Here is a 23898-nt window from a genome sequence, read left to right on the forward strand (position 1 = left end):
ACTATGCAAAAAAATGGAGCGGTTGTTTTAGTTTTCCTCTCCATTTCTTTTTTATGCATAGTTTATTAAAAAATATAATTGTTAATTGTTTCTTTCATTTTTGGAATATCTTCATTCGTTACTGTAAAGCGCATCACTTTCTCATCAAGATCAAGTGCTTCTGCAAATAAACCTGCTAATCCACGAGATTTTCTGTCTACTTCCATAATAATCTCTAGGCGATCGTAAGCACTTGGCAAGATCAACAATTCTAGTTCATCTAATTTCCCATAATACTGTCCGGAAACAGGAACAAACTCAAATTCTTGTGCGAATGGAACTTGCTTACGTAGTCGATACGGTAATTCTTCACACTCAATATGACGCGCTTTAAAGCCTAATTGATTGACACTTTCTAACACACTATTTAATAGTGCATTTGGCAATACTTGAATGTAATCACGATCACTTGGATCTATACTACGTTTAATATCAAGGCCTGTGTGTATCCAAACTGTTTTCATTCCAAGAGTAAGCGGTGTTTCAACTGGCATTTTAAATGAAAATGGAATTTCTCTTTTTTCATTCGGCTCAACAGAAAAAGGTTCTGTTAAACGAACTCGCTCTAAATCATATGTTGTTGTTATTTTTTTATCATCCACTTCTCGAATATACGATGTTGATAGCGTTAAGTAAATGCTTTCAATTTGTTGGCTAACGGAACCTCCAGTTATGTGAACCTTCCCGAGTATCTCTTCTCCTACAATATACTCATCTTTTTCAAGAACTGTATCTACCTTTGCATTACCGATACCAACGCTTGCTAAAAACTTTTGAAACATGGATTCTCCATCCTTTCTAAAGCAAAAGCTACATCTTTTTTTAAATCTTGTACATTCTCATAGTACGGCGTTTTTATTTGTAACATACGCATCAACATTTCACGGTTGTAATTTTCCAAAGTTAATTCGTCATACCATGGCTTTTCATGTTTTTCATTAGATTCATAGCCTGCATATAATAAAAATAATGAGAAATGACCAAGCGCATAAAAATCGCTACGAAAGTGAACTTCTCGCATCAAAGCTTGTTCACCTTCATACGTTGTAGCTCGTTCATCACCCTCACCTTTCAATTTCGCCAACCCAAAATCAATAATACTAATTTGGTTTTCTTTCATTAATATGTTTGGAATGCGTAAATCTCGGTGAATAATACCTTTACTATGAAACACTGATACAATTTCTAATATTTTATATAAAATTTTTAAAACTTCACGTTCTGTATATACATGTCCATCTAAGAAAATATAATCTTCAAAATTTTTACCAGGCATATATTCCATCACAAAAAAGCTTTTTTTCTCCCATACGAAATGATCATATAAACTAGGAATTGCATGATGATTTAATGTTTGTAAAATCATTTTCTCTTGTTCAAATGATTTTCTACCAGACTCATATCTTTGTTTACTTTGTCTTAATTGTTTTAAGACTTTATATCTATTTATTTGTAAATCATTAACGACATATGTAACCCCATAACTACCCATTCCAATTACTGATTCAATTTTATAACGTTCTACAACAATTGTATTTTTTCGCAGTGGTCTATCAAATAAAGCTAGTATACGACGCCATTTCATCAACTACTTGAAAAGAAGCTACGGCTTTTACGTTTTCTTTTATAATGATGATGCCCATAACCAGATGAACGTCGTTTATAATCGCTACTTGAATAAGAGCGACCTCTATGGCGATAATCACTACTAGAATACGAACGATATTTTTTCTTTCCTAATAAAGAATCAATAATTTTTTTGAACATCCCTTCACCTCTTGAGTAAAATTTTCTTTTAATTATATCAAGTATTGCTGGCTACATTTGTGACAAGTTTGTAAAGAGTAAAAAACGACGAGTTAAGCCCGTCGTTACTTTCACTCATCCTCTTCATCAAACACTTCATCAATCATACATTTCTCTAATAAATACTCGAATGTAATATCTGCGAGATCTTCAATTTCTTCTCGTTTTGGGACGTATCCTCTTTCAATTAGTTGCTCATAAAAAAACTCCGCAATCTCTTCCGTATCAATTACGACTTCAATTTCCTTCATGAGCATCACTCCTTTATTTCTGTTTTATGAAAAAATCTCAAAAATATGTATATGAGATTAGAAAAATAGTTTTTCTTTTTTATAGGTCATATCCTTTGGACAAGGTGCATACGATGGTAGTACAAGCTATCAAAAAGGGGGATATAATTATGGAATATCAATACGAGGTAAAGCAAGAAGTAGGACAAACAAAAGAAGAGTTCATGCATGAAGATCAATGGGCAGACTCTCTTATTAAATGGCTTTTTATTTTTTTAATAATTGTAGGCATACCTTATACTGCATATGTTGTTGTTCAATTCATTCTCTCTTTCTAGTTAACTATTTTTTCTCTGTCAATTTAACTAAATAATTATGAACAACATCCATAACAATTTTGTATTCTTCATCTTTAAATGTATCAAATAACAATTGATAATCGTTATAAATATCAAGTAATCCATCAATGATTTCTTGACGATTTGTCTTAACACTCACTTTTTTCGAGTTGTTAATTGACTTTAATTTTCCTAAATCTAATTTATTCATACCTGCTTTATCTTGTTTCATTTTCTTCAAAATTGCATTTGCCGTTTGAGCATTGGCAAGTAACGTTAAATCTGACTCATCCGCTTCTAACCATTCACCATCCGTAATTCGTGACAGTTCATATATTGTATCTTCCCATGCGTCATTTTTATATCTCCATACTTCTGTACGAAAACCAACAATTCGAAACACATCTTTATCGTATCCTGTTACTTGCACGAGATCACCAAATGTGAAATTATAGTTTAATTCAATCCACTCAGTTTCACCTTTTTTCATATCTTGCTCTGTAACGTGCTGCAATGTTTGCTCTACGTAAAATCCATCGTGATTATTGACTTCGTATACGTAAACTCCATCTAAAACCTTCATATTTGTGATTTTACCAACGGTTCCATATAGCGTAATCACGACTATGTCCCCTACGTTATATTTAGGTTGCTTTTTCCTTGCCATCTATATCTCTCCTTTTTTTGACGTCGTGATTTTGATAACAGTATATGCAACCTACTTAAAAACGCTTATCACAGAAGCGTATATTCATAAATTTTTTCAATAAAAAATATCATCATATGAAAATTTATTTACAACGTAAAAAAAGCTAGCAAATAGACTAGCTTCATGTCGAAAAAAGTTCATATAGTTTTTATCTATCTTGTATGTATAAATCCCACGCTTCATCAAATATAGACATACTTTCTAGCATTCCACTTAGCTCTAAGTATGAACTAATTTCATCGTAATCTTCAGATTGCTTCGGAAAACTTAAATCATCATACATTGCCTCTGCTAAATTCGATATTTCATTACTAAATAAAGCTGCACGATGCTTCATCATATAGTGGTAAAATGTCTTTTTCAAAAATATTCCCTACCTTTCTAGCTTGGGTACATTATACAAGGCAAAAAAGAAAAAAACCAGCATAAAAGCTGGTTAAAAGTCGAAATAATTTCTTTTTAATAGACGTGGTCTTCCCATTAATTCTTCATATGTTAGTTGTTTTGGTAAGTCTTTCGTATAAATTAGAAACAATTGATCTTCTATTTCTTTCACTGTTTGATCTGATTGATAGTCCATACCACATGAGGAACAAGAAATGCATGGTGTCTCTTGGATTTCAATGGCTTTCGTACCATCTGGTAATTCCCAATATACAGTATTTAAGCTTTCTTTTGCTTCTGTACTGTCACACCACATACAATTCATACTGCATCACCCTCAGTTTTTTTGTCATTTTCTTCTAATTTAGCCATTTGTGCTTGATATTTTTTATCTTTCAATTGGTCGCGCTTATCACGTTTATCTTTTAATGTTGCATGTGTTTCATTATCCTCATAGTCTTTACGACGGTTCATACGCTGTAAATCGTCTGGAACAAGATTAAATTTCTTATCGCTCATAAGACCCGCGATACCAACATCTGAACGTTTTTCTTCGTAGTTTGGATAGATTTCTTTAAAGTATCCTTCTGCTCTTCCTGGAATGTAGCTTTCTGGCTCTGGATACGTTGTAATAACACCTTCAAAGTTACGAAGTACAACTTTATCTGCACTTTGCGAGATTAAATAGTTTGGCTGAAGCGCAATTTTACCGCCTCCTCCTGGTGCATCAACAACGAATGTTGGTACTGCATAACCAGACGTATGTCCGCGTAAACCTTCAATAATTTCAAGACCTTTAGAAACTGGTGCACGGAAATGGCCAATACCTTCAGATAAGTCACATTGATAAATGTAGTATGGACGTACACGGATTTTTACTAAGTCATGCATTAGTTTTTTCATAATTGGAACGCTGTCGTTAATACCAGCTAAAATTACTGCTTGGTTTCCGACTGGAACACCAGCATTGGCTAACATTTCACATGCTTTTTTCGATTCTTCAGTAATTTCAATAGATGTATTGAAATGTGTATTTAACCATACTGGATGATATTTTTTAATAATGTTACATAAGTTTTCTGTAATACGCTGCGGGAATACTACCGGCGCTCTCGTTCCGATACGAATAATCTCAACATGCGGAATCTCTCGTAAATTTTTTAATACATATTCTAAAATTTTATCGTTAATAAGAAGACCATCACCACCAGAGATTAATACATCTCGTACTTGTGGTGTTTCACGAATGTAAGCAATTGCATCATCTAATTGTTTCTTCGGCACACCCATTCCAATTTGTCCACTAAAACGACGGCGTGTACAGTAACGACAATACATAGAACATTGATTCGTTACTAAGAATAGTACGCGGTCAGGATAACGATGTGTTAACCCTGGAACTGGTGAATCTTCATCTTCATGAAGCGGATCTTCTAAATCATATTTTGTTTTATATAACTCTTCCGAGATCGGTACAGATTGCATCCGAATCGGACAGCGTGGGTCATCAGGATTCATTAACCAAGCATAGTACGGTGTAATATTTAACGGGATCGTTTTCGTTGAAATTTTAACGCCCTCTTCTTCATCAGGTGTTAAGTTAATCACTTTCTTTAAGTCATCTAACGTTTTGATCGTATTCGTTAATTGCCAAACCCAATCATTCCATTGCTCTTCAGTAACATCTTTCCATAATTCGATATCCTTCCAGTGACGATTTGGTTTGTATACATCATGTAACATTGCTATTCCCCCTTTTTATACGCTCATTCTTTATATAAGCAATAGTTATGCCAACTTTACTTTATTGATAAGTAAACGTACGGATAACCCTATTATATAAGCGAAAAAAATATTTTTAAGCACTGTATGAAATCCATACATACTATCATATTCATTACTTTACATATATGTAAACGCACTTTTATTGGTGCAAACACACAAAAACCGCCAATTATTCGGCGGTTTTGTCGTACTTACTCAGTTTATATTGAAGCGTCTGGCGAGGGATACCTAACATTTTTGCAGCCTGTAATATATTCCCTTCTGTTTCAATTAACGCTTGATCTATTAATTTTTTTTCCGTTTGATGAAGTGCTTCTCTAAGAGGCAATATGCCCTTCTTCTTTGGAAAACTCTCTTTCCGAAATGTACGCGGTAAACAATTGGCTGTTAATGTATTCCCTTCTGCAATAATGACAGCATGTTCAATCGTATGTTTTAACTCCCGAACATTTCCAGGCCATTGGTAAGCTTGTAGTCTTTCTTTCGCTTCCTTATCCATTTGAAGTACACCTTTTTTATAACTTTTATTATATTCTTTCAAAAAATAAGACGCTAACAATAATACATCCTCCGTTCTTTCACGGAGCGGCGGAATATATAATGAAAAGACATTTAATCGATAGTATAAATCAGTGCGAATTTTATTCTCTTTTAAACATATTTCTGGTGGCTGATTCATTGCGGTAATAACGCGAACATCTACTTTTCTCGTCTTATTATCACCAATACGACGAATAACACCATCTTCTAATACACGTAGCATTTTCGCTTGTAAATCGAGTGGCATTGAATTCAGTTCATCTAAAAACAATGTCCCTCCATCTACAAGTTCAAATAATCCCGCTCGTTCAATTGCCCCCGTATAACTACCTTTCGTCGTTCCAAACAATAAACTTTCTAATAGAGACTCTGGCAAAGCTGCACAGTTTTGTGCAATAAACGGCTTGTTCTTCCGCTTAGAGGCTTCATGAATCGCTTGTACAAATAACTCTTTCCCTGTTCCTGTTTCCCCATATATTAAAACATTCGCATCAGTTGGGGCTACTTTTTGTGCTAATTCTTTCGTCTGTTTAAACCGAGCATCATTCGTCACGATCGTCTCAAATGCAACATCCTTTTTGACCGCTTTTTTTCTAGATGACCGCTTTATTTTCGACTGCAAATCGACTATTGTATCGGTAAGTTTTTGTACTGTGGAATAATCTTTTGCAATTTCAACAGCTCCAGCAATATTTCCATCTATGAAAATAGGTAACGTCGTATTTACTGTACAAATGTCTTCCCCATTTAAGTTTTGATAATGCTGCACTTGATGAACGATTGGCTTTTTTGTATCTAATACTTTCATCAACGTACTTGTTTCCCTAGATAAAGAAGGAAACGCTTCTAACAAATGTTTACCTAACACTTTTTCAATTTTTGATCCATCGTGTTTTGCAGCTACAGTATTATAGAAAATTGTAATACCATTTTCATCTACTGCGTGTATAGCCTCATCAATACTGCCCAAAATCGCCTCAATGACTTCTTGTGTCGAAACTGCTAGCAATGTCATCCCCCCTCTTGCCGAAAATTCAGCAAATACTATGCCGAATTTCCGGCATACCTATGTGCGATTATAAGCATGACGATTCCGTTCTATTTTTATAACGTACTATTTAGACAAATCTTTTACCCATATATTCATATCTTCTAGCTTATCAAAAATGTAGCAATTGTTCGCCAATCTTCCTGTATACGTATAGCCTAACTGATGAAAGGCTGCATTCATTCCGAAAGAAAGCGATCGAGCAATTGTATAAGAACAGAAAATCGATTTTTCTTGAAGTTCTTCTTCTAACTTAATTAATAAACTTTTCATAAACCCATGTTTACGATATTCGGGTAAGGTCGCACAATTCGTTAATTCTGCATTTCCTTCTTTTATATTCATTTCTGCAGACGCTGTACTAATTATTTTCCCCTCGAATTCATACACATAGTAAATTGTATCGTCTTCTTTCATCGTTTGTTTTACATAACTCGCTTCGTTTAAAGGAGTCGGATACACTTCAAATACTTCTCCAAAGACAGCTGCTAATTCTTCTGCGTCCTCTTCTGTCGCTTTTCTTAATAGGAATTTTTCCGGAACTATTTTTTCCTTTACTTCTTTTGCTTTTACACCGCTTAAAATGGTATCTTCCTCAGCCCAATGAATACTATTTCGTCTTTCATCATTATTAAATTTCACGAAGAAGTATGCATCGTGACCTTGAAAATAATGTGGTATTGTTGCTTCTAATAAAAAACCGAAAGAGAGCCATGTTGAAACATGCTCTCCCTTTCCTTTAACAATACATTTAGTGAAAGAATGTTTCTCTGCTAATTCGTCAATTGTTTGGATGATTCTCTCAATATTTCCTGTGTAGTGGTCTACTCGAATACGTTTATTAAAATAGTCCAAAACGCCTTCTACTGTATAGCCATTCGTCTGTTCTCTAAAAGATTCATAGTATTTCATTTTTTCACCTCACACCAATCTAGTAATGTACATGCAATAATTTTTGCGGCAGCTATCATTTTATCAACTTCTATATATTCGTTTGGATAATGCGCTACTTTCGTTTCTCCTGGGCCAAATACTATCGTTGGTACACCTGCGATTTGTGTAAATAAACCTCCATCAGTCCCCCACGGTGATGCTTCAATAATCGGTTTGTTCCCTTCGATTTCAACAAAGTTATGTTCAAGCGTTGTAATTAACTCATGATTTTCTTCTAGTTCACCTGGAACCCATCTTGCTCCAAACCATTCCACTTCTACAGGATTTTCAACAAACCAATTGTCCACATCATTTAATTCAGCGATCCAATTCTCGAACTCTTCTTTTGCTGCCTCTATAGTCTCATTCGGCGCAATACCGCATCTTCCTTCTAAAATTAACGAATCAGGAACAGAACTTGGCCAGCTACCGCCTTCAATTTTCCCAATATTAATTGGAATTGGGATCGGGATTCCTTTAAATAATGGATCTGTAATTCGGTCATTTCTCTTCTCTTCCAACTTTCTCAAATGATCTATAACAAACATACTTTTTTCAATTGCACTTACTCCTTCATAACGCGTCCCACCGTGTGCTGCTTTCCCTTTCACATGTAGACGAAACCACATGGATCCTTGTTGTTTCGGGAAAAACTTCATATTTGTTGGCTCCGGAATAATAACACCATCTGCTTTATATCCTCGTAATATAGTTGCTAATGTTCCTGCTCCGCCGCTTTCTTCTTCTATTACACTTTGAAAATAAATATCTCCTTTTAATTCAATACGAGATTCAATAATTGCTTCCATCGCAAGCATTAATGCGACATTGCCGCCCTTCATATCTGTCGTTCCACGACCATATATACGATTTCCTATTTTCTCACCACTATAAGGATGATGGTCCCACTGATTCACATCTCCTTCTGGTACGACATCAATATGCCCATTTAATATCATAGATTTCCCGTCGCCACTTCCTTTAAGGGTTGCCACAATGTTCGGGCTATCTGAAAAACTTGTACGCGGTGATACAAAATAAGGATGATCTTTCATTTTAGAAAATGATGGCTCCCATATATCAAGATCTAAACCTAGCTCACGTAATTTTTCAATCACAATTGCCTGCGCACCACTTTCATCACCAGATATGCTCTTTTCTTGAATTAATCGTTTTAAAAATTTTACGCTTTCTTCTTCATGACTCTCAATATAATCACAAACTTGTTTTTTTAATTGCTCCATATATTATATCTCCCCTCATTCAATTACTAGTAAGTTAGAGCCAATTTTAAAATCCGCTTCTGTATGTTGTTTTATATCTTCCACTGTGTATGGGCTCATCAATTCTTGTAAAATAAGTCCACCCTGCGTTACTTCCATTACTGCCATATCCGTAATAATTAAATCTACGCATTTTTTTGAAGTTAATGGTAATGTACACTCCGAAACAATTTTTGCATTTCCGTATTTATCGACATGATTCATCACAACAACGACCCGCTTCGCTTTTTGAGCTAAATCCATTGCTCCTCCAATACCTGGAACACGTTTTCCTGGAACAATCCAGTTTGCTAAATCACCATTCTCGCTTACTTGTAATGAACCAAGAATCGTTATATCTAGTAAACCTTTTCGAATCATCCCAAACGCTGTGCAACTATCAAAATAACTTGCTCCTGTAATAAGAGAAGTTGGCAAACCTGCTGCGTTACATAAATTTTCGTCTTCATTTCCTTTGCTTGGCGTAGGTCCCATACCTACAATTCCATTTTCCGCATGAAACATAACGTTTATATCGTCAGGCAAATGATTCGGTACAAGCGATGGTATACCAATACCTAAATTTACAATCATGCCATTTTGTATTTCTTTCGCCGCACGTCTAGCAATCTTATCTCTCACTTCTACGCCCATACCCATTTCCAATTCACTCCTTCCGACGGTACGATATAATTTACAAATACTCCTGGGACAACAATTTCTTCTGGATCTAAACTTCCAAGTGGAACAATTTCTTCTGCTTCTACAATCGTTATATCCCCGGCCATAGCAACGTGAGGATTCATGTTACGAGCGCTCTTATCAAACACAAGGTTACCGAACGGATCCGCCTTTTTCGCATATACAATCGCAACCTCAGCAGTTAATGCTGTTTCAACTAAATATGTTTTACCATTCATTTCAACAGTACGTTTTCCTTCTTCTACAATCGTATCAACACCTACATCAACTAATACGCCACCAAGTCCTACACCACCAGCGCGAATACGCTCTGCTAATGTTCCTTGAGGAGAAAACTCAATTTGTAACCTTCCTTCGTTTAGCTGTCTTCCTGCATTTGGATTTGATCCAATATGAGAAGTAATTAATGATTTTACTCTTTCATTCGTAACGAGACGACCGATTCCTACATCAGGAAATCCTGTATCATTTCCAATTAAATTTAAATTTGTAACTCCTTTTTCTAAAATGGCCTGTATTAAAGATGGAGGGGATCCGATCCCCCCAAATCCCCCAAACATTAATGTCATATCATCGTGGAATAAAGAAATTACCTCCTCTATCTCTTTTAATTTACTGAATGTATTCGTAATAGTTGTCATGCGATACTATGCCCTCCTTTTTGCATCATTTCTTCAACACTTTTTGCAAAAATTGAAAGTAATTCATCTAACTCGGAATATGTAGTTGTCATTGGCGGTGCTACAAGCAGTGCGCTATCTTCTTTTCCTGCTTGCCCTGAAACAGCTTGATATAAAAGAAGACCATTTTTAGCTGCAACCGAAATAAGTTCTGACGCTTTTGTAAACGGTTGCAATTCTACTCCGATCAGCAATCCTTTTCCGCGCACATCAGCAATGATTGTCGATTGTTGCTGAACTTTCTGTAATCCTTTTATTAAATACTCTCCCTTTTCCGCTGTTTTTTCAGGTAGATTATGTTTCTCCATATATTCAATAACAGCTAGAGCTGTTGCTGCAGATAATGGATTTGCACTTAACGTATGTCCACTCATAACAGAACGCGATCCTCGTAAAATTGGCTCCATAACACGGTCACTTACAACCGTCGCTGCCATCGGTGTGTATCCAGCTCCTAAACCTTTACCAAGGGTCATAATATCCGGTTCTACACCCCAATGCTCCATCGCAAACCATGCACCAGTACGCCCAAGCCCAGTCATTACTTCATCAGCAATAAATAAAATATCGTAATGACTACAAATGTCTTTAATAACTTTATAATATTCTTTCGGCGGAACGACTGCACCTCCAGCTGCTCCAATAATCGGTTCAGCAATAAAAGCCGCAATATGTTCTGCTCCAATCCTTTCAATTGATCTTTCTAGTTCAGTCGCACAAGCAAGCTGACAAGTTGGATATACCTTTTGTACCGGACATCTAAAACAATATGGAGCTGGAATAGTTGGATAATCTTCTAAAATTGACACGAAACGTTGTCTACGCAGTGGATGCCCAGACATTGATAAGGCTCCCATCGTAATACCGTGATAACTCATCCATCGTGACAATATTTTATGTTTCCCTTGAATACCTCGCTCTTGAAAATGCTGAATTGCAATTTTCATAGCTGTTTCATTTGCTTCCGTACCACTATTTACAAAAAAGCTCCAGTTCAAATCTCCTACACTTAAATCGCTTAGTTTCTTAGCTAATTTTTCAGCTGGTTCACTCGTAAACTGTGATCTATAAACGAAAGCAATCTCCTCAGCTTGCTTTTTGATAACGTCCGCAATCTCCTTTACGCCATGCCCAATACCTGCCGTAATTGCTCCTGACGAGCCATCAAAATATTTATTTCCGTTTTGATCATACAAATAGACACCTTTTCCATGTGAAATCATTGGATACGGCTGACCAACAAGTGGTTTAATTAAGTAATCGCGCATAGCGCTCCCCCATTTCTCCAATTTGTATATATATATGAAGAAAATTGACGTTTCTTTCATAAAAAAGAACCCTCTGCGAAAGCAGTGAATTTATCAAAAAACTATTATAAAATATACAAATGAGTGCTAAATACCAATTTTAAAAACAGAAAATTCAGAACTTAATTCAAAGACCAATCCTTATCTATACGCTCAAATAACCCTCCCTTATATAAAATTAACGCTTCACTAAATGTTTTTCTAACATAATGTCAGCTTCCCTCAAATGCCGACATTGTGTAAACTTCGACGAAACTCCCTTTAAACTCCTTCCTGTTCTCCTACTTTATATTGCATATTTTTAAACAAATCTCGACAATTAATCCTACTAAATGCATAGCAATTATTTTAAAGAAATCAATATTTCACATACAACTCCATCCGTTTTATACAATAAAAAAAGAACCGATTAACCACATTAATCAGTTCGGCACGACGCTCTTTTATCAGTTAATACCGTCACTTGCTAACATAAATAGAAACAATAGTATTACAAAATCACAATTCATCCTACAGTATAAAGCACAAAACCGTCCATAACTCCATTCACAATTCCTTGCGGGATATCCCCATCCCAAAGTTTCATTCCTTTCCTTAATTTCAAACTACCTTTCCTTTATAATTTATGTAGGACAATTATTACTTTGTATGTGTATTTGCCCATAATTAAAAAAATCCCTAGTTTCCTAAGGGTTTCAGGACATGGTTTCGACATGTCACGTGTTATGCTCTCAAATTTTTCATTTCGAAATACACACTTCCTCTGCCAATATGGATGATATATTTTTGTATCCTCTAGAAAATTATAACTCTCGTTCACCTAAACTTAACTTATCCTTAAAAAATACTTATTATTAATTTTCAACCTTTCTCCTTTAAAAAACAATTTTTTCGCATAACCTCATTCTTGCTAAGCATATAGTTTTAATGATGACAAAGGAGGAATGTTCATGTCTCAATCTGAAATCGAAAAATATGGACAAGAAGCTGCACGTTACGAACAGCTCGCTCGTTACTATCAATTTCATAATCCAAAAAAATATGTAGAACTATATATGAAATATTATGATGCGCTTACGAATCTTGTACAGGCATACGAAAAAAGAAATTCACAAGAAGCTGCTTTACCATCGCACATAAGATTTTTTCACTCTGCTTCAAATACACCTGCCGTTGACATTTTAGTAAACGGGCAAAAGGTAATTAAAAATATTTCATTTAAACAATTTAGTCCTTATTTAACATTAGTACAAGGTAAGTACCGAATAGATATCGTTCCTGTTGGAAATGAAACGCCCATCTTTTCAGCTTTAGTACCAATAATGGGAAATCACACTTATACTTTTGCCGCAATAAATAGTGATAATCATCTACAATTACAACCTATGCTTGATAATACTCATTTACCAGCAGGCCAGGCAAAAATACGCTTTGCACACTTTTCTCCCGATACCCCTGTTGTAAATGTAAGTTTAAAAGCTGGCGATCATTTATTTGAAAATGTACTCTTTAAACAAATAACAGATTTTTTAGAAGTTAGCCCTGGTACAGCGGATATAGAAGTTTCACTCGCAGATCATCAAAGTGTCTTACTAACTATACCGGATTTCAAAGTCGAACCGAACATTATTTATACAATTTCAATTTTAGGTTATTCAACGAAAGATCCTAAATTAGAAGCCGTTATACTTACGAATTAAAACAGTCTACACCATTCATTTGGTGTAGACTGTTTATTTTTGAAATGCAATTTGAAATTCTGTCCAATCATTATCTGAACGACACATGATGGACCCATTATGCTTTTCTACAATTTGTTTACATACAAATAACCCAATACCAGTTCCTAACTTTTTAGTAGTTACAAATGGTTCAAAAATCGTTTCTACATTTTCAGCTGGAATCATTGGCCCGTTATTTTTTATTACAATCCGAATCGATTGATCTTCTTCAAATACATCAATGATAATTTTTCGTTCTTCTTTCATTGATTCAAGAGCGTCAATTGAGTTCATTAATATATTTAAAAATACTTGTCTCACTTCACTCCGATAACCAGTAAGCGGAATTGGATATGGCAAATTCTTTTCAATAGAAACATTTGCATTGACCAAACTTGGATATAAGAACTGTATAATGTCTTGAAACAAATCATTTAGCCAAAACCGTTCAGATTCAGTCCACATTTCTTTTTTCGATACGAGTAAAAATTGCGAAATGCGAAAATTTAATTGGTCTAATTCATGAGAAATAATATCTAAATACGATAAACTAGGATGGTCTGCCTTTAATAATTTGACAAACCCCATAATGGAAGTAAGCGGATTACGAAATTCATGTACAAAACTAGCTGACATTTGCCCTAAAATCGTCAGCCTTTCTTTATGTGTTTCGTTAATATATTGCTGTTTTTCCTCTAAATTTCTTGATATAATTTCCGAGTATTTTAAAACAGTGTAATAAATTAATTTGTCAAAACAAGTATGTATTTGGGCCATAATTGGTTTCAATTCACGTGCACTAACATCTAATTCACACATCGCTTCGAAAAGCTCATTTCTTCCTACATTTGCATTATAAACAAAATCACCTATATTCGCATCTGCTCCTGCACGTTCAATAGCAATTTTCTCGCATAATGGCTGAAGATAATTTATATCTTTTTCTTCCATAGTAAGTTCAATAATAAACTCTAATAAATCCTCTCCATTTTGAACTGCTTCTAGTCTAAATGGATCTTTATCGGAAATTATCATTTTGTTTTTCCAGTTCTCAACGAATTGGTGCCTGTTGTTTTTCAAGTGCGAACAAAATACTTCTTTAATATCCTTATCGATTGGAAAAACCTCCATTCCTCCATTTCCATGCGACGAACACCCTTTATATTTTGAATATTAACACAAAAAACATGATTCGTTAATAGATTATTGTCACATTTTGTTAATATGTGTTGATAAAATTTTTATAACTTTATTAATTGTTTAGATTGTTACATTCCATTTTCCTTCCTTTCATTCAAATTTTTTATATTCGATGCGACTTTTTTTGCATCCTGCTTCATTCTTTCGTACAATAGAAAAGGAAAGGTGTGAAAAATATGGTAAATAAAAATGTGGAAGATTATCTCCAAGAAGGCATTTACGGCCAAAAGCAAAACAAACCAGAAGAACGTAATATGTATTTAACTACATTACGTGAGCGTGTAGAAATCGCTTTAACTATCGGTCAAGTAATGCAAAGTAATGTATATTCTGAAGTAGCTAGTAGCATGCGCTCTTCTCAATCATTACAAATATTCCTAAATGGTGGCATTGCTTACCCACATTTATCAAAATACATTAAATTAGCGAACGAAAAAAATGTTCCTTTTACAATTGTTCAAAATAAAGGTACAGAAACACCAATCGGTTTAGTATTATCTCATAGCAATGCTGTCGACAAAGAACAAATTTATGTAGAAGATGCTATTTTCAAACAAGAAATGAAGTAAAAGGTACACTTGATTAAATGAAATCATTCTAAGAAACGTCAAATAAACAAAAAAAACGAGTATGGAATCGTAAACATTTCCTACTCGTTTTTTTTTGCGATGTTTAAGTTCTAGTTCCTTTATTTTTTAATACACACTAATTTCATTTCTGTCATTTCTTCGATTGCATATTTAATTCCTTCACGCCCCGTACCACTTTCTTTCACACCCCCGTAAGGCATATGGTCTACTCTGAACGTTGGAATATCATTTATCATGACACCACCAACTTCAAGCTCATCAATTGCACGCATAGCTTTAAACAAATTATTTGTAAATACACCTGCCTGTAGACCGTAACGTGAATGATTTACTTGCTCTATAGCCTCATCAAATTCTTTAAATGTATTTACTGTCATAAGTGGACCGAATACTTCTTGGCACTGTACAGATACATGCTCTGGAACATTCGTTAATACAGTTGGTTCAAAAATCCTTTCATCACGTTTGTTACCACCATACAAAACGTTCGCTCCTTCTTTAACTGCTTCTTGCACCCAGTTATCGATACGCTCAACATCTTTTTTCGAAATTAAAGCTGATACATCCGTTTCCTCAAGCAACGGATCACCAACAATAACTGTTTCCATCGCTTTCTGTAACTTAGATAAAAATTCATCCAGTCTCTCTTCATGTACAAAAACGCGTTGTACCGAAATACAAACTTGTCCATTATTAACAAATGCTCCCCATTTTACTCGTTCAATTAATTCATCTGTTAATTCAACATCTTCATCAATAATAACAGCGGCATTCGATCCTAGTTCTAACGTAACTCGCTTTAACCCAGCCTTTGCCTTAATTCCAAGTCCAACTTTCGGACTTCCCGTAAAAGTAATGGAAGCAACATCATCATTTGTAACTATTGCTTCGCCTACAGTTGAACCAGGACCAGAAACAATATTTAAAGCCCCTTTTGGCAATCCTGCTTCTTCAAATAGTTCAACTAATGCATAAGATGATAGAGGCGTTTGATCAGCTGGTTTTAATACAACTGTATTTCCAGCAGCAATTGCGGGGCCCACTTTATGTGCCACTAAATTTAATGGAAAATTAAATGGTGTAATCGCCCCTATAACCCCAATCGGTTTACGTATTGTGTATGCAATACGCCCATCTGCACCAGGTGCCGCATCAAGTGGCAGTGTCTCACCGTATATACGCTTCGCTTCTTCAGCTGCAAATTTGTATGTCTGAACAGTACGATCTACTTCTCCCCTTGCAGCACGTATTGGTTTTGCAGCCTCTTTTGCAATAATTTCTGCAAATTCTTCTCTTCTTTCATCCATTTTTTGTGCGACTTTCTCTAAAATAGTCGCTCGATCATATGCAGATAATGTATTCATTTCTTTCATTGCATTTTTTGCGGCAGTAACAGCCTCTTTTACATCTTCTTCCGTTCCTTGCGCAATTTCCGCTAATGTTTCTTCAGAGTATGGTGCGTATAATGGTTTATACGTGTTTACAGACTTCCAATCTCCATTTATATATAAATGCTTTTTCATAATTCTTCCCCTTTCAAATATATGTATACAACAATACTTCACCTAGTGAAAGGTCTGACTTATTTCATTGTAACATAGCCCTTATTCTGCCAAAAACATTATGCTCAAAAAAAACTCTGCCATCTAGCAGAGTCTACGAACTAATTTGTTCTTGTAATGAAATTTGTTTTTCATCTTCTAAAATAACAATTGATTCTACAGTTTTTGTAACTTCTAGTCTCTTTATATAGTGTCCATCTAATTCTTTCACGCAAAACTTATAATTTTCGATTTCAATGAAATCCTCTTCGGCAATTTCTATATTTTTCGTTAAAATCCATCCACCTATTGTATCAACACCATTATCATCAATCGTTAAACCTAATAACGTATTTACTTCACTAACAAGTACTTTTCCCTCTAGTATCGTTTTCGTTTCACTAACTTGTTGAATTTCTGGCTGTTCATCTGTATCAAACTCATCTTGAATATCTCCAACTATTTCTTCTAAAATGTCTTCAACAGTAACAAGTCCAGACGTACCACCATATTCATCTATCAATATAGCAATATGTGTTCTTTCTTTTTGCATTTTTAAAAATAAGTCGTGTATTGGGATAGAGTCGATAACTAAAATAATCGGCCTAATATATTGCTCTACTTTCTTATTACTAACCGCATTATGCTGCACAAAATCTGTGAAAATATCTTTAAAGTTTACAAATCCTATTACGTGATCTTTGTCACCATCAACAACTGGATATCTCGTATATTTTTCCTGAGACATTTTTTGTAAAGCTTCTTCAGCAGGCATTTCTTTACTTATAATATGCATCTCAGTTCGGGGTACCATTATTTCTTTTGCTATACGATCATCAAATTCAAAGATTTTATTTACATATTTATATTCAGACTGATTAATCTCTCCATTTTTGTAACTTTCTGAAACTAACAACCGTAATTCTTCTTCTGAATGAACTTCATCGTGCCCTTTCGGTGGTTTCAGCCCTAGCAACTTCGTAATTATTCGGGCTGATCCATTTAATAGCCAAATAAATGGAAACGCCATACGATAAAAGAAAGTTAACGGTTTAGCAACAAATAAACTCACCTGTTCAGCTTTTTGAATCGCAAATGTTTTTGGAGCCAATTCCCCTATTACAACATGTAAAAATGTAATAAACAAAAACACTAAAATTACAGCAAAAATATCTGCTAGTTGAGTAGAAATGTTCAAATTCACAAAAAATGTGTCAAACATTTGCTTTAACGCAGGTTTACCGAACCACCCAATTCCCAGTGCTGTAACTGTTATTCCTAGCTGACAAGCAGATAAATATTCGTCTAAGTTTGTAATGACTGTTTTGACAGATGTTGCGCGATTATTTCCTTCTGCAATTAAATAGTCAATTCTTGAACTTCGTACTTTAACAATTGCAAATTCTGCTGCAACGAAAAATGCCGTTAAGGCAATTAAAACAATCACTATACTTATACTATATATGTCCAAATACTTTTCCTTACTTACATTGTAAGCAAGGAAGCCACCTCCTACTTAATTTTATTCAAGTGAAGTAAGCATTCTAATACTCTAACAAAATTCTACATTAGCAACCACCTTTTTATATATTATATGCATACATAAAAAAGATATTTATCATTATGATAATCTAATTTATTTCCCTCAGTCAAATGATTCTAAATTTTAAAATAAAACATTTTTATATACACGGTATATTCTTTATAGCTTCTTTTCGTGAAAAAACACTTTCTTTGCCGATTCCACACTTCTTTTGTCACACTGGAAGGGAACTTACTTCATAGATCGAAATCATTCAACAGGATATATATAGGAGGGATTATTTTGGAATATAAAACACCATTTATCGCAAAAAAATTAGGTGTTAGCCCAAAGGCTGTTGTCCGGATTGCACAACAATTAAATCTTACTATAGAAAAAAATAAATATGGTCACTTTATTTTTACACAAGATGATTTAGACCAAATGTTAGAATACCATCTTTCACAAATAGAGAAGTCCCAAAACACTCACCCTACTCAAAAAACATCATCAAATGATGTTGAAGAATTGAAAACTCAAGTAAATACAATTGTTCAAAACATATCATCACATGATTTTGAGCAATTAACCGCTCAATTAAATACAATTACGAGAAGACTAGATCGGATGGAAGAACAAATGCAAGATAAGGCAAATGATGTTGTTACGTACCAACTTTTACAACATCGCCGTGAAATGGAGGAAATGTTAGAGCGAATTCAAAAACTAGAAGCTACCCTCAAGAAAGAAGAACCAATCTATATTACTCCCGATACAAAGCCAATATATGAACGTGAAAAAAAACCGAAGCGCCGTAAAATGATTTTTAGTATATTTGGATTATAATTTTTAGACCCTTATTAAAATAATAAGGGTCTTTTTCATGAAAAATGATTTCATTTTAAAATCGCATTCTCTTTATTATACATATTCATTTCGTTTTATTTGGTTAACATAATATTCTTACTGTATTCTGCGATTAATGCCTGTGCATGGGCATTTCCTTGAATTACATCTCGAAATTCTTTTAAAGAATACAAATGCGTAGCCCCTTTTCGGGCATGAATTCGTACTGGTACACCTTGTAAAGTATCATGAAATTGAAATGGCTTATCTATCGGTTCAATTGGGAAACCGAGTGTTAATAAATACATATACATTCTTTTTGTAACCGCTGCGATATACCATTCTGCTTTTGTTTCTAATGCATGCATAAATAAAATAGCTGTTAGTCTTTTGAAGTGTCCTCTCCCACGAGACGTTTTCGCGATACTTAACTTGCCTATTTCATATACATTTTGCAAATCTTTCACTAAATCATTTTCAGAAAACGGATAGAAAAACTCAGAATTTGATTGTTCTGGTACCGTATACTTCATACATTCTACTGTACCGATATGATGTTCATCTTCTATTAATAAAAATCGTGATGGATTTAAATTACGTTCTACGAACATTAAGTTTCTTTCTTCACAAAAATCTCCCCACAGTTGCTCGAACCAAAAATGTTCTTCCTTTGTTTGAACACGCTGGAACATATTTCCCCGCCTTTCCCATCGCCGCTCTGTTTTTGATAACGCTTTCACTATCTATCATATAAGAACAAACCTTCGTATGCAACTAAAAACATTTACGCCTTATTATATTCTGCAAAATAAATTAAATTCCATCATAATCGCCTTTTATCCCTCATGTACCGTTCTTCTCAAAATATATTTCTATCACTTGCAAATTCATATCATATGAAGCTGTCTCCCATACTGCATATAATTCTTCTTAATCTAAAAAAATCCTTTATAAAAAAGGATTTCTTTTACTTCTTCATGCTTTTTAACCACTTCTCAAAAATTTGTACTATTCCATGTTTCCCCGCTAATTTCTCTTCTCCTTGTTTCGTTTTATATGGATATAATTGCAAAAAAACACCGCATCCAGACTCAATTTTTTTACTATGCATATGACTTCCTGGGTATACACAAATGACTTCATAAATGGCCCTTCGATGATAGATTCGCTTTCCATCCTGTTCTTCTACAAATTTTATAGACCAGTACTTATACATTTGCTCAGTTGCTTTCGTATTCCCAACATGTTGAAAAATATTGTACATTGGGCTATACTTCACTTCAATAATAATAGAAGATTGATATACGTATTTCTCTTCCTCCTTTACATAACAGTCTAATCGAATATCTGGCTTCTTCGTGTCTTCTCCATTATAAAAATTACTCCCTTTACTTAATGCAATAAGAGGATGTGTTTCAATTAAATCATTAAATGCGACATGGACTTTCATATCATCTCGATGTAAAACTACTGTCGTTCCATCTTGTAATCCATCTACATAAAAATGTTCTTGTATTTGTTCACGAATGGAATTTCTAGCTTCAAAACCAATTTGCTCTAACATGGAAATAACGATAAAAAAAGCGTAATATTCATACACTAAAAAAGTTGGTTTATAAACAAATAATAAAGATGGAGATTGATCTGTATATTGTGGAAGTAAATCTAAATGCTGTAGTAATTGTTGATGTGGTATCGGTAAATTATATGAATTCATCTTACCCGTTTCAGAAACTTCTCTCCAAAATGGAGAATGCATTAAAGTTTGAAAGTATTGTACACTATCATGTACAAAATGCGCTAAAATTTTATATTCTTGTATCTTCATAGAACTTTTTCGTAAATCCGCCTCTTTTAGTAAATGTATATTTTTATATTTTTGTTTCTCTCTATCGGTCACTGATCCATTACGCTCAATTGTTTGTATAATCGTTTTTACAGCTTGAAATTCTTCTGATTTCTTCTTTTTTTCTCTTTCTAATATTTCAATTGTTTGACGCAAAAAATTTTCCGCTTCAAGTAAATAGAGATAAAATTGCATCGCTTTAAATTTAAGAAATGCATTTTCCATACTATTTTTTTGTTCGATAAACTTACGATTATAATATTTTGCATACGGTTTTCTTTCCGCCACTACCGCTCCTTTCCTCGTTGCTTTCCGCTCCTTTTCTTCCCATTTATATTCATGTATAAATTTTGAACTTGATTCTATTTTCTTAAAAATTTGCTTTATCTTTTTCATTTTTTGCGGCAACTTTCTAAGTAACACTAAATAAGAAGAATCTTCAATATCGCTAAGTGCAGAGAAAGTCTTTTTATAATAACCTCTATCTAAAATCAACTCATTTAAAATCGACTTCACATAGTTTTGAATCATTTCAAATTGATCATCAAAAAAATTTTTGGGGACGACTTGAAAAGCGCCATAATACGTTCGCTCTTCTATATTCACTTCAAAATGATATAAACCACAACGCCATGGATAAAAGAATTCCGTTTTTCCATGTTCATATATTAATACCTTTTGTTTTTGGTCATTTATTTCATATTTTGTCTCTTTTATATTCTTCTGTCCCTCATAGACTTTATTCCATATAAAAGTAATATTCATTGGATTTTCATAATGGTATTGCAATCTAATTGGTTTTAATTCTTGCACTTTATAAATACATTGAGCTAATGCTGTTGCAGAGGTACAAAGACGATTTAATAAAATATATTCTCCTTTTGACTCCGTTCCAATAATTAACTTTAATACAAAAGGAAGCGTTTCTTTCGTATCAACGATTTCTGTTTCGTATCGCCCATCATTTTGCATAACCATACAACTCCAGTTCTCTACGCTTTTCTCTTATATATGCTAAAGAGTGTTCAAATGTAGATACTCTGTTTGCAAGTGGAGATTGCAAAAGAGGTACTAATGTTGCCCCCCTTTTTACTTCCTCTGAAAGTAAAGACCCAACCATCATTTCAGTCCCTCTTATTTTCGTCAATACACGTTGCTTTATTTGTAAATCAAATCCTTCCTCTCTACTAATCATATAAGAATGATTATTTTGGAACGGTATATTTTGCAAATAAGTAGCAATTGCATTTGCACATCGAAAAGAAATTCCCTTTGACGTATCGTGTGATGACAATACACCATGTAACTTATCTAATAGCTCTAACTCTTCTTCAGAAAACACCTCAATCATCGTTTTATTCCTGACCCAATTTATGCGAAATTCTCCTGCAGTTACTTTCAGAGGTGGTTGTAATACAACTTTCTCTTGCTCCATACACATCTCACAAAACGGAATCTTTCGTAAAGTTATTACATTCGTCCGATCTAATAATCGATCTGAGAGCTCCTTCGTTGTTTCATCAAAATTCACAGTACCAACAAATATAATATTTTCTCCAATTTCAATTGTTGGCGGAATTGAATTTTCTTTTTCTTGCACACCTTCATATAAATTTAAAATACGATTTTGTTTTTCAAGTTGAAGAACAGATAGAAATGGAGTAAACCAATGCTCAATATGTGACATATTCATTTCATCAAAAACGATTATATACAGCTGATTTTGATTTTCTTTTGCCTTCATTAACGCCCTAACTAATTTTGTTTCACTTTCAATAAAAGTACCATTTGGATGAAGGTAACCAAGTAAATCATGTGGTTCTTGATATGATGGTGAAATCGGGATCCAAACCAATTCTTCCCCGTATTGTAATCCAAGTGCTTCTGCATAAGCTTGCACAAAACGGGATTTTCCAACACCTGGTATCCCCCCCAGAATCGTCAACATATTTGTTTTTGTACTTATATGAAAGTTATAAATATCTGTTTCATCCAGATATAGCCCTTTATTACGTACAAAACTTTTCACATACTGTAAAAAGACGGATTCACGCTCATCCCATTCCCATTCATCCTTTTGCACTTTTATTTCCTCTACCTCTACAAGCTTACCTTCTTCAGTTATTCGTTTTTTTAATTGCTCATACACATGATTGCTTACAAAATATAATTGATCTTCTACCGCTATTTCTACATACTTCATCCAATCATTAAGTTCTATATACTTACATTCCCGCTGCTGTTCAAAATATGCGATTGAACTAATTGACGATGACTTTAAAGATATATTTCCATATAACCTTCCCTCATGCCACAATAACTCAGGAGGCTCAAAGTCTTTCGGATATTTTGGCATTAGAAATGACAAATAACCATTACTAAGTTTTCTTTCTAAAGACTCTCCCTTTTTATAATCGGAAACTTTAGGTACTGGAATCATTTTATAACCGTTTGCTATTTCTCGCGCTTCTTCTGTACAAATTAACTCCACGTATATATGTCCTCTTTCATAATAGAGACGAAACATAATCAATTGCTTTTCTAGTTTTCTTTTCTTTAATTCCGAAAAGACTTTTTCATTCTTTTTATTGCTACATAAACCTTCAAATACATATGGTTCATTTTTCAATTGCTCTTGCAACGTGAATGGTATTGGCGATAGGCATTGTACAAAGAAATTCTCCCCACTCTTCTCACTCTCTGCTTTTGTAAACTTCCCAATAAACCTCATATAGTACATTCGTTTTATAAAACTTGGCTGAAGAGCTTTATGTAATTTCACCTTCGTCACCTTCTTTTTTTCATACTATTCTTAGTGTATGAAAGAAACGCAAAACTAGAAACAAAAAACCTGACGTTATCCGCCAGG

Annotated in this window: 24 protein-coding genes; 4 read left to right on the forward strand and 20 right to left on the reverse strand. The window is 34.1% G+C overall.

Translation table 11 applies throughout. The features are described from left to right. Positions 1-65: 65 nt before the first annotated feature. From QCI73_RS15850 to QCI73_RS15865, 4 genes are all read right to left on the reverse strand, one after another. Positions 66-821, reverse strand: a complete 756-nt coding sequence (locus tag QCI73_RS15850) for a sporulation protein (protein ID WP_353823316.1) — start codon at positions 819-821, stop codon at positions 66-68. After that, on the reverse strand, positions 803-1624 hold the full coding sequence (locus QCI73_RS15855) for a serine/threonine protein kinase (RefSeq protein WP_353823317.1): 822 nt from the start codon (positions 1622-1624) through the stop codon (positions 803-805). Before QCI73_RS15855 ends, QCI73_RS15850 begins: the two co-directional genes overlap by 19 nt. Next, complete coding sequence (locus QCI73_RS15860; RefSeq protein WP_000473370.1) at positions 1624-1806, reverse strand: hypothetical protein; 183 nt, start codon at positions 1804-1806, stop codon at positions 1624-1626. Before QCI73_RS15860 ends, QCI73_RS15855 begins: the two co-directional genes overlap by 1 nt. Positions 1807-1916: 110 nt before the next feature. Beyond that, a complete protein-coding gene (locus tag QCI73_RS15865) occupies positions 1917-2096 on the reverse strand; it encodes a YozD family protein (protein WP_000658451.1) in 180 nt (59 codons plus the stop codon). Positions 2097-2245: 149 nt separating this feature from the next. Between QCI73_RS15865 and QCI73_RS15870 the strand changes: the two genes are divergently transcribed. Then, a complete protein-coding gene (locus QCI73_RS15870; protein ID WP_000456537.1) occupies positions 2246-2413 on the forward strand; it encodes a DUF3930 family protein in 168 nt (55 codons plus the stop codon). Between the two features lie 4 nt (positions 2414-2417). On the opposite strand, the gene QCI73_RS15875 is transcribed toward QCI73_RS15870, so the two are convergent. The 10 genes from QCI73_RS15875 to QCI73_RS15920 form a co-directional block, all read right to left on the reverse strand. Continuing rightward, positions 2418-3080: a hypothetical protein gene (locus tag QCI73_RS15875; protein WP_000101501.1), complete on the reverse strand. Its 663-nt coding sequence runs from the start codon at positions 3078-3080 to the stop codon at positions 2418-2420. A 190-nt stretch (positions 3081-3270) separates the two neighbouring features. After that, on the reverse strand, positions 3271-3486 hold the full coding sequence (locus tag QCI73_RS15880) for a YozE family protein (protein WP_000750724.1): 216 nt from the start codon (positions 3484-3486) through the stop codon (positions 3271-3273). Between the two features lie 72 nt (positions 3487-3558). Then, positions 3559-3831: a YokU family protein gene (locus tag QCI73_RS15885; protein ID WP_000995764.1), complete on the reverse strand. Its 273-nt coding sequence runs from the start codon at positions 3829-3831 to the stop codon at positions 3559-3561. Next, positions 3828-5249, reverse strand: a complete 1422-nt coding sequence (kamA, locus tag QCI73_RS15890; RefSeq protein WP_000902136.1) for a lysine 2,3-aminomutase — start codon at positions 5247-5249, stop codon at positions 3828-3830. Before kamA ends, QCI73_RS15885 begins: the two co-directional genes overlap by 4 nt. 211 nt (positions 5250-5460) lie before the next feature. Next, a complete protein-coding gene (rocR, locus tag QCI73_RS15895; protein WP_001997445.1) occupies positions 5461-6846 on the reverse strand; it encodes an arginine utilization transcriptional regulator RocR in 1386 nt (461 codons plus the stop codon). A 99-nt stretch (positions 6847-6945) separates the two neighbouring features. Further along, positions 6946-7791, reverse strand: coding sequence for a putative beta-lysine N-acetyltransferase (gene ablB / locus QCI73_RS15900; protein WP_000878613.1), 846 nt, complete (start codon positions 7789-7791; stop codon positions 6946-6948). Continuing rightward, positions 7788-9056 carry a peptidase gene (locus QCI73_RS15905; protein ID WP_353823318.1) on the reverse strand — a complete coding sequence of 423 codons (1269 nt, stop codon included), beginning with the start codon at positions 9054-9056 and terminating at the stop codon, positions 7788-7790. The genes ablB and QCI73_RS15905 overlap by 4 nt, the downstream gene beginning before the upstream one ends. A gap of 15 nt (positions 9057-9071) precedes the next feature. Continuing rightward, positions 9072-9734 carry a CoA transferase subunit B gene (locus tag QCI73_RS15910; RefSeq protein WP_000525283.1) on the reverse strand — a complete coding sequence of 221 codons (663 nt, stop codon included), beginning with the start codon at positions 9732-9734 and terminating at the stop codon, positions 9072-9074. Next, a complete protein-coding gene (atoD, locus tag QCI73_RS15915; RefSeq protein WP_000208119.1) occupies positions 9719-10417 on the reverse strand; it encodes an acetate CoA-transferase subunit alpha in 699 nt (232 codons plus the stop codon). Before atoD ends, QCI73_RS15910 begins: the two co-directional genes overlap by 16 nt. Next, a complete protein-coding gene (locus QCI73_RS15920) occupies positions 10414-11724 on the reverse strand; it encodes an aspartate aminotransferase family protein (RefSeq protein ID WP_001205894.1) in 1311 nt (436 codons plus the stop codon). Before QCI73_RS15920 ends, atoD begins: the two co-directional genes overlap by 4 nt. 989 nt (positions 11725-12713) lie before the next feature. On the opposite strand from QCI73_RS15920, the gene QCI73_RS15925 reads away from it, so the two are divergent. Next, positions 12714-13463 carry a DUF4397 domain-containing protein gene (locus QCI73_RS15925; RefSeq protein ID WP_000083263.1) on the forward strand — a complete coding sequence of 250 codons (750 nt, stop codon included), beginning with the start codon at positions 12714-12716 and terminating at the stop codon, positions 13461-13463. Positions 13464-13496: 33 nt separating this feature from the next. Here QCI73_RS15925 and QCI73_RS15930 read toward each other — a convergent pair whose 3' ends face one another. After that, positions 13497-14615, reverse strand: coding sequence for a BA2291 family sporulation histidine kinase (locus QCI73_RS15930; protein WP_000451748.1), 1119 nt, complete (start codon positions 14613-14615; stop codon positions 13497-13499). Positions 14616-14860: 245 nt separating this feature from the next. Here QCI73_RS15930 and QCI73_RS15935 point away from each other — a divergent pair, with 245 nt between their 5' ends. Continuing rightward, entirely contained in the window at positions 14861-15253 is a 393-nt protein-coding gene (locus QCI73_RS15935; RefSeq protein WP_353823319.1) for a YueI family protein, read from the forward strand. 119 nt (positions 15254-15372) lie between these two features. Here the strand turns inward: QCI73_RS15935 and QCI73_RS15940 are convergent, their stop codons facing one another. Further along, complete coding sequence (locus tag QCI73_RS15940; RefSeq protein ID WP_327923734.1) at positions 15373-16797, reverse strand: aldehyde dehydrogenase family protein; 1425 nt, start codon at positions 16795-16797, stop codon at positions 15373-15375. Between the two features lie 133 nt (positions 16798-16930). Then, positions 16931-18286 (reverse strand): hemolysin family protein, encoded by a 1356-nt coding sequence (locus tag QCI73_RS15945; RefSeq protein WP_070805937.1) that lies wholly within the window; start codon positions 18284-18286, stop codon positions 16931-16933. A 354-nt stretch (positions 18287-18640) separates the two neighbouring features. Between QCI73_RS15945 and racA the strand changes: the two genes are divergently transcribed. Next, positions 18641-19183 carry a chromosome-anchoring protein RacA gene (gene racA, locus QCI73_RS15950; protein ID WP_000456007.1) on the forward strand — a complete coding sequence of 181 codons (543 nt, stop codon included), beginning with the start codon at positions 18641-18643 and terminating at the stop codon, positions 19181-19183. Positions 19184-19278: 95 nt separating this feature from the next. On the opposite strand, the gene QCI73_RS15955 is transcribed toward racA, so the two are convergent. From QCI73_RS15955 to QCI73_RS15965, 3 genes are all read right to left on the reverse strand, one after another. Further along, positions 19279-19875 carry a hypothetical protein gene (locus tag QCI73_RS15955; protein WP_101167077.1) on the reverse strand — a complete coding sequence of 199 codons (597 nt, stop codon included), beginning with the start codon at positions 19873-19875 and terminating at the stop codon, positions 19279-19281. A gap of 275 nt (positions 19876-20150) precedes the next feature. Further along, a complete protein-coding gene (locus QCI73_RS15960) occupies positions 20151-22001 on the reverse strand; it encodes a hypothetical protein (RefSeq protein WP_353823320.1) in 1851 nt (616 codons plus the stop codon). Then, positions 21991-23811 carry an AAA family ATPase gene (locus QCI73_RS15965; protein ID WP_353823321.1) on the reverse strand — a complete coding sequence of 607 codons (1821 nt, stop codon included), beginning with the start codon at positions 23809-23811 and terminating at the stop codon, positions 21991-21993. Before QCI73_RS15965 ends, QCI73_RS15960 begins: the two co-directional genes overlap by 11 nt. Positions 23812-23898 lie beyond the last annotated feature (87 nt).

The sequence above is a fragment of the Bacillus cereus group sp. MG16 genome, assembly GCF_040459875.1.
GTDB classification, from domain to species: Bacteria; Bacillota; Bacilli; order Bacillales; family Bacillaceae_G; genus Bacillus_A; species Bacillus_A paranthracis.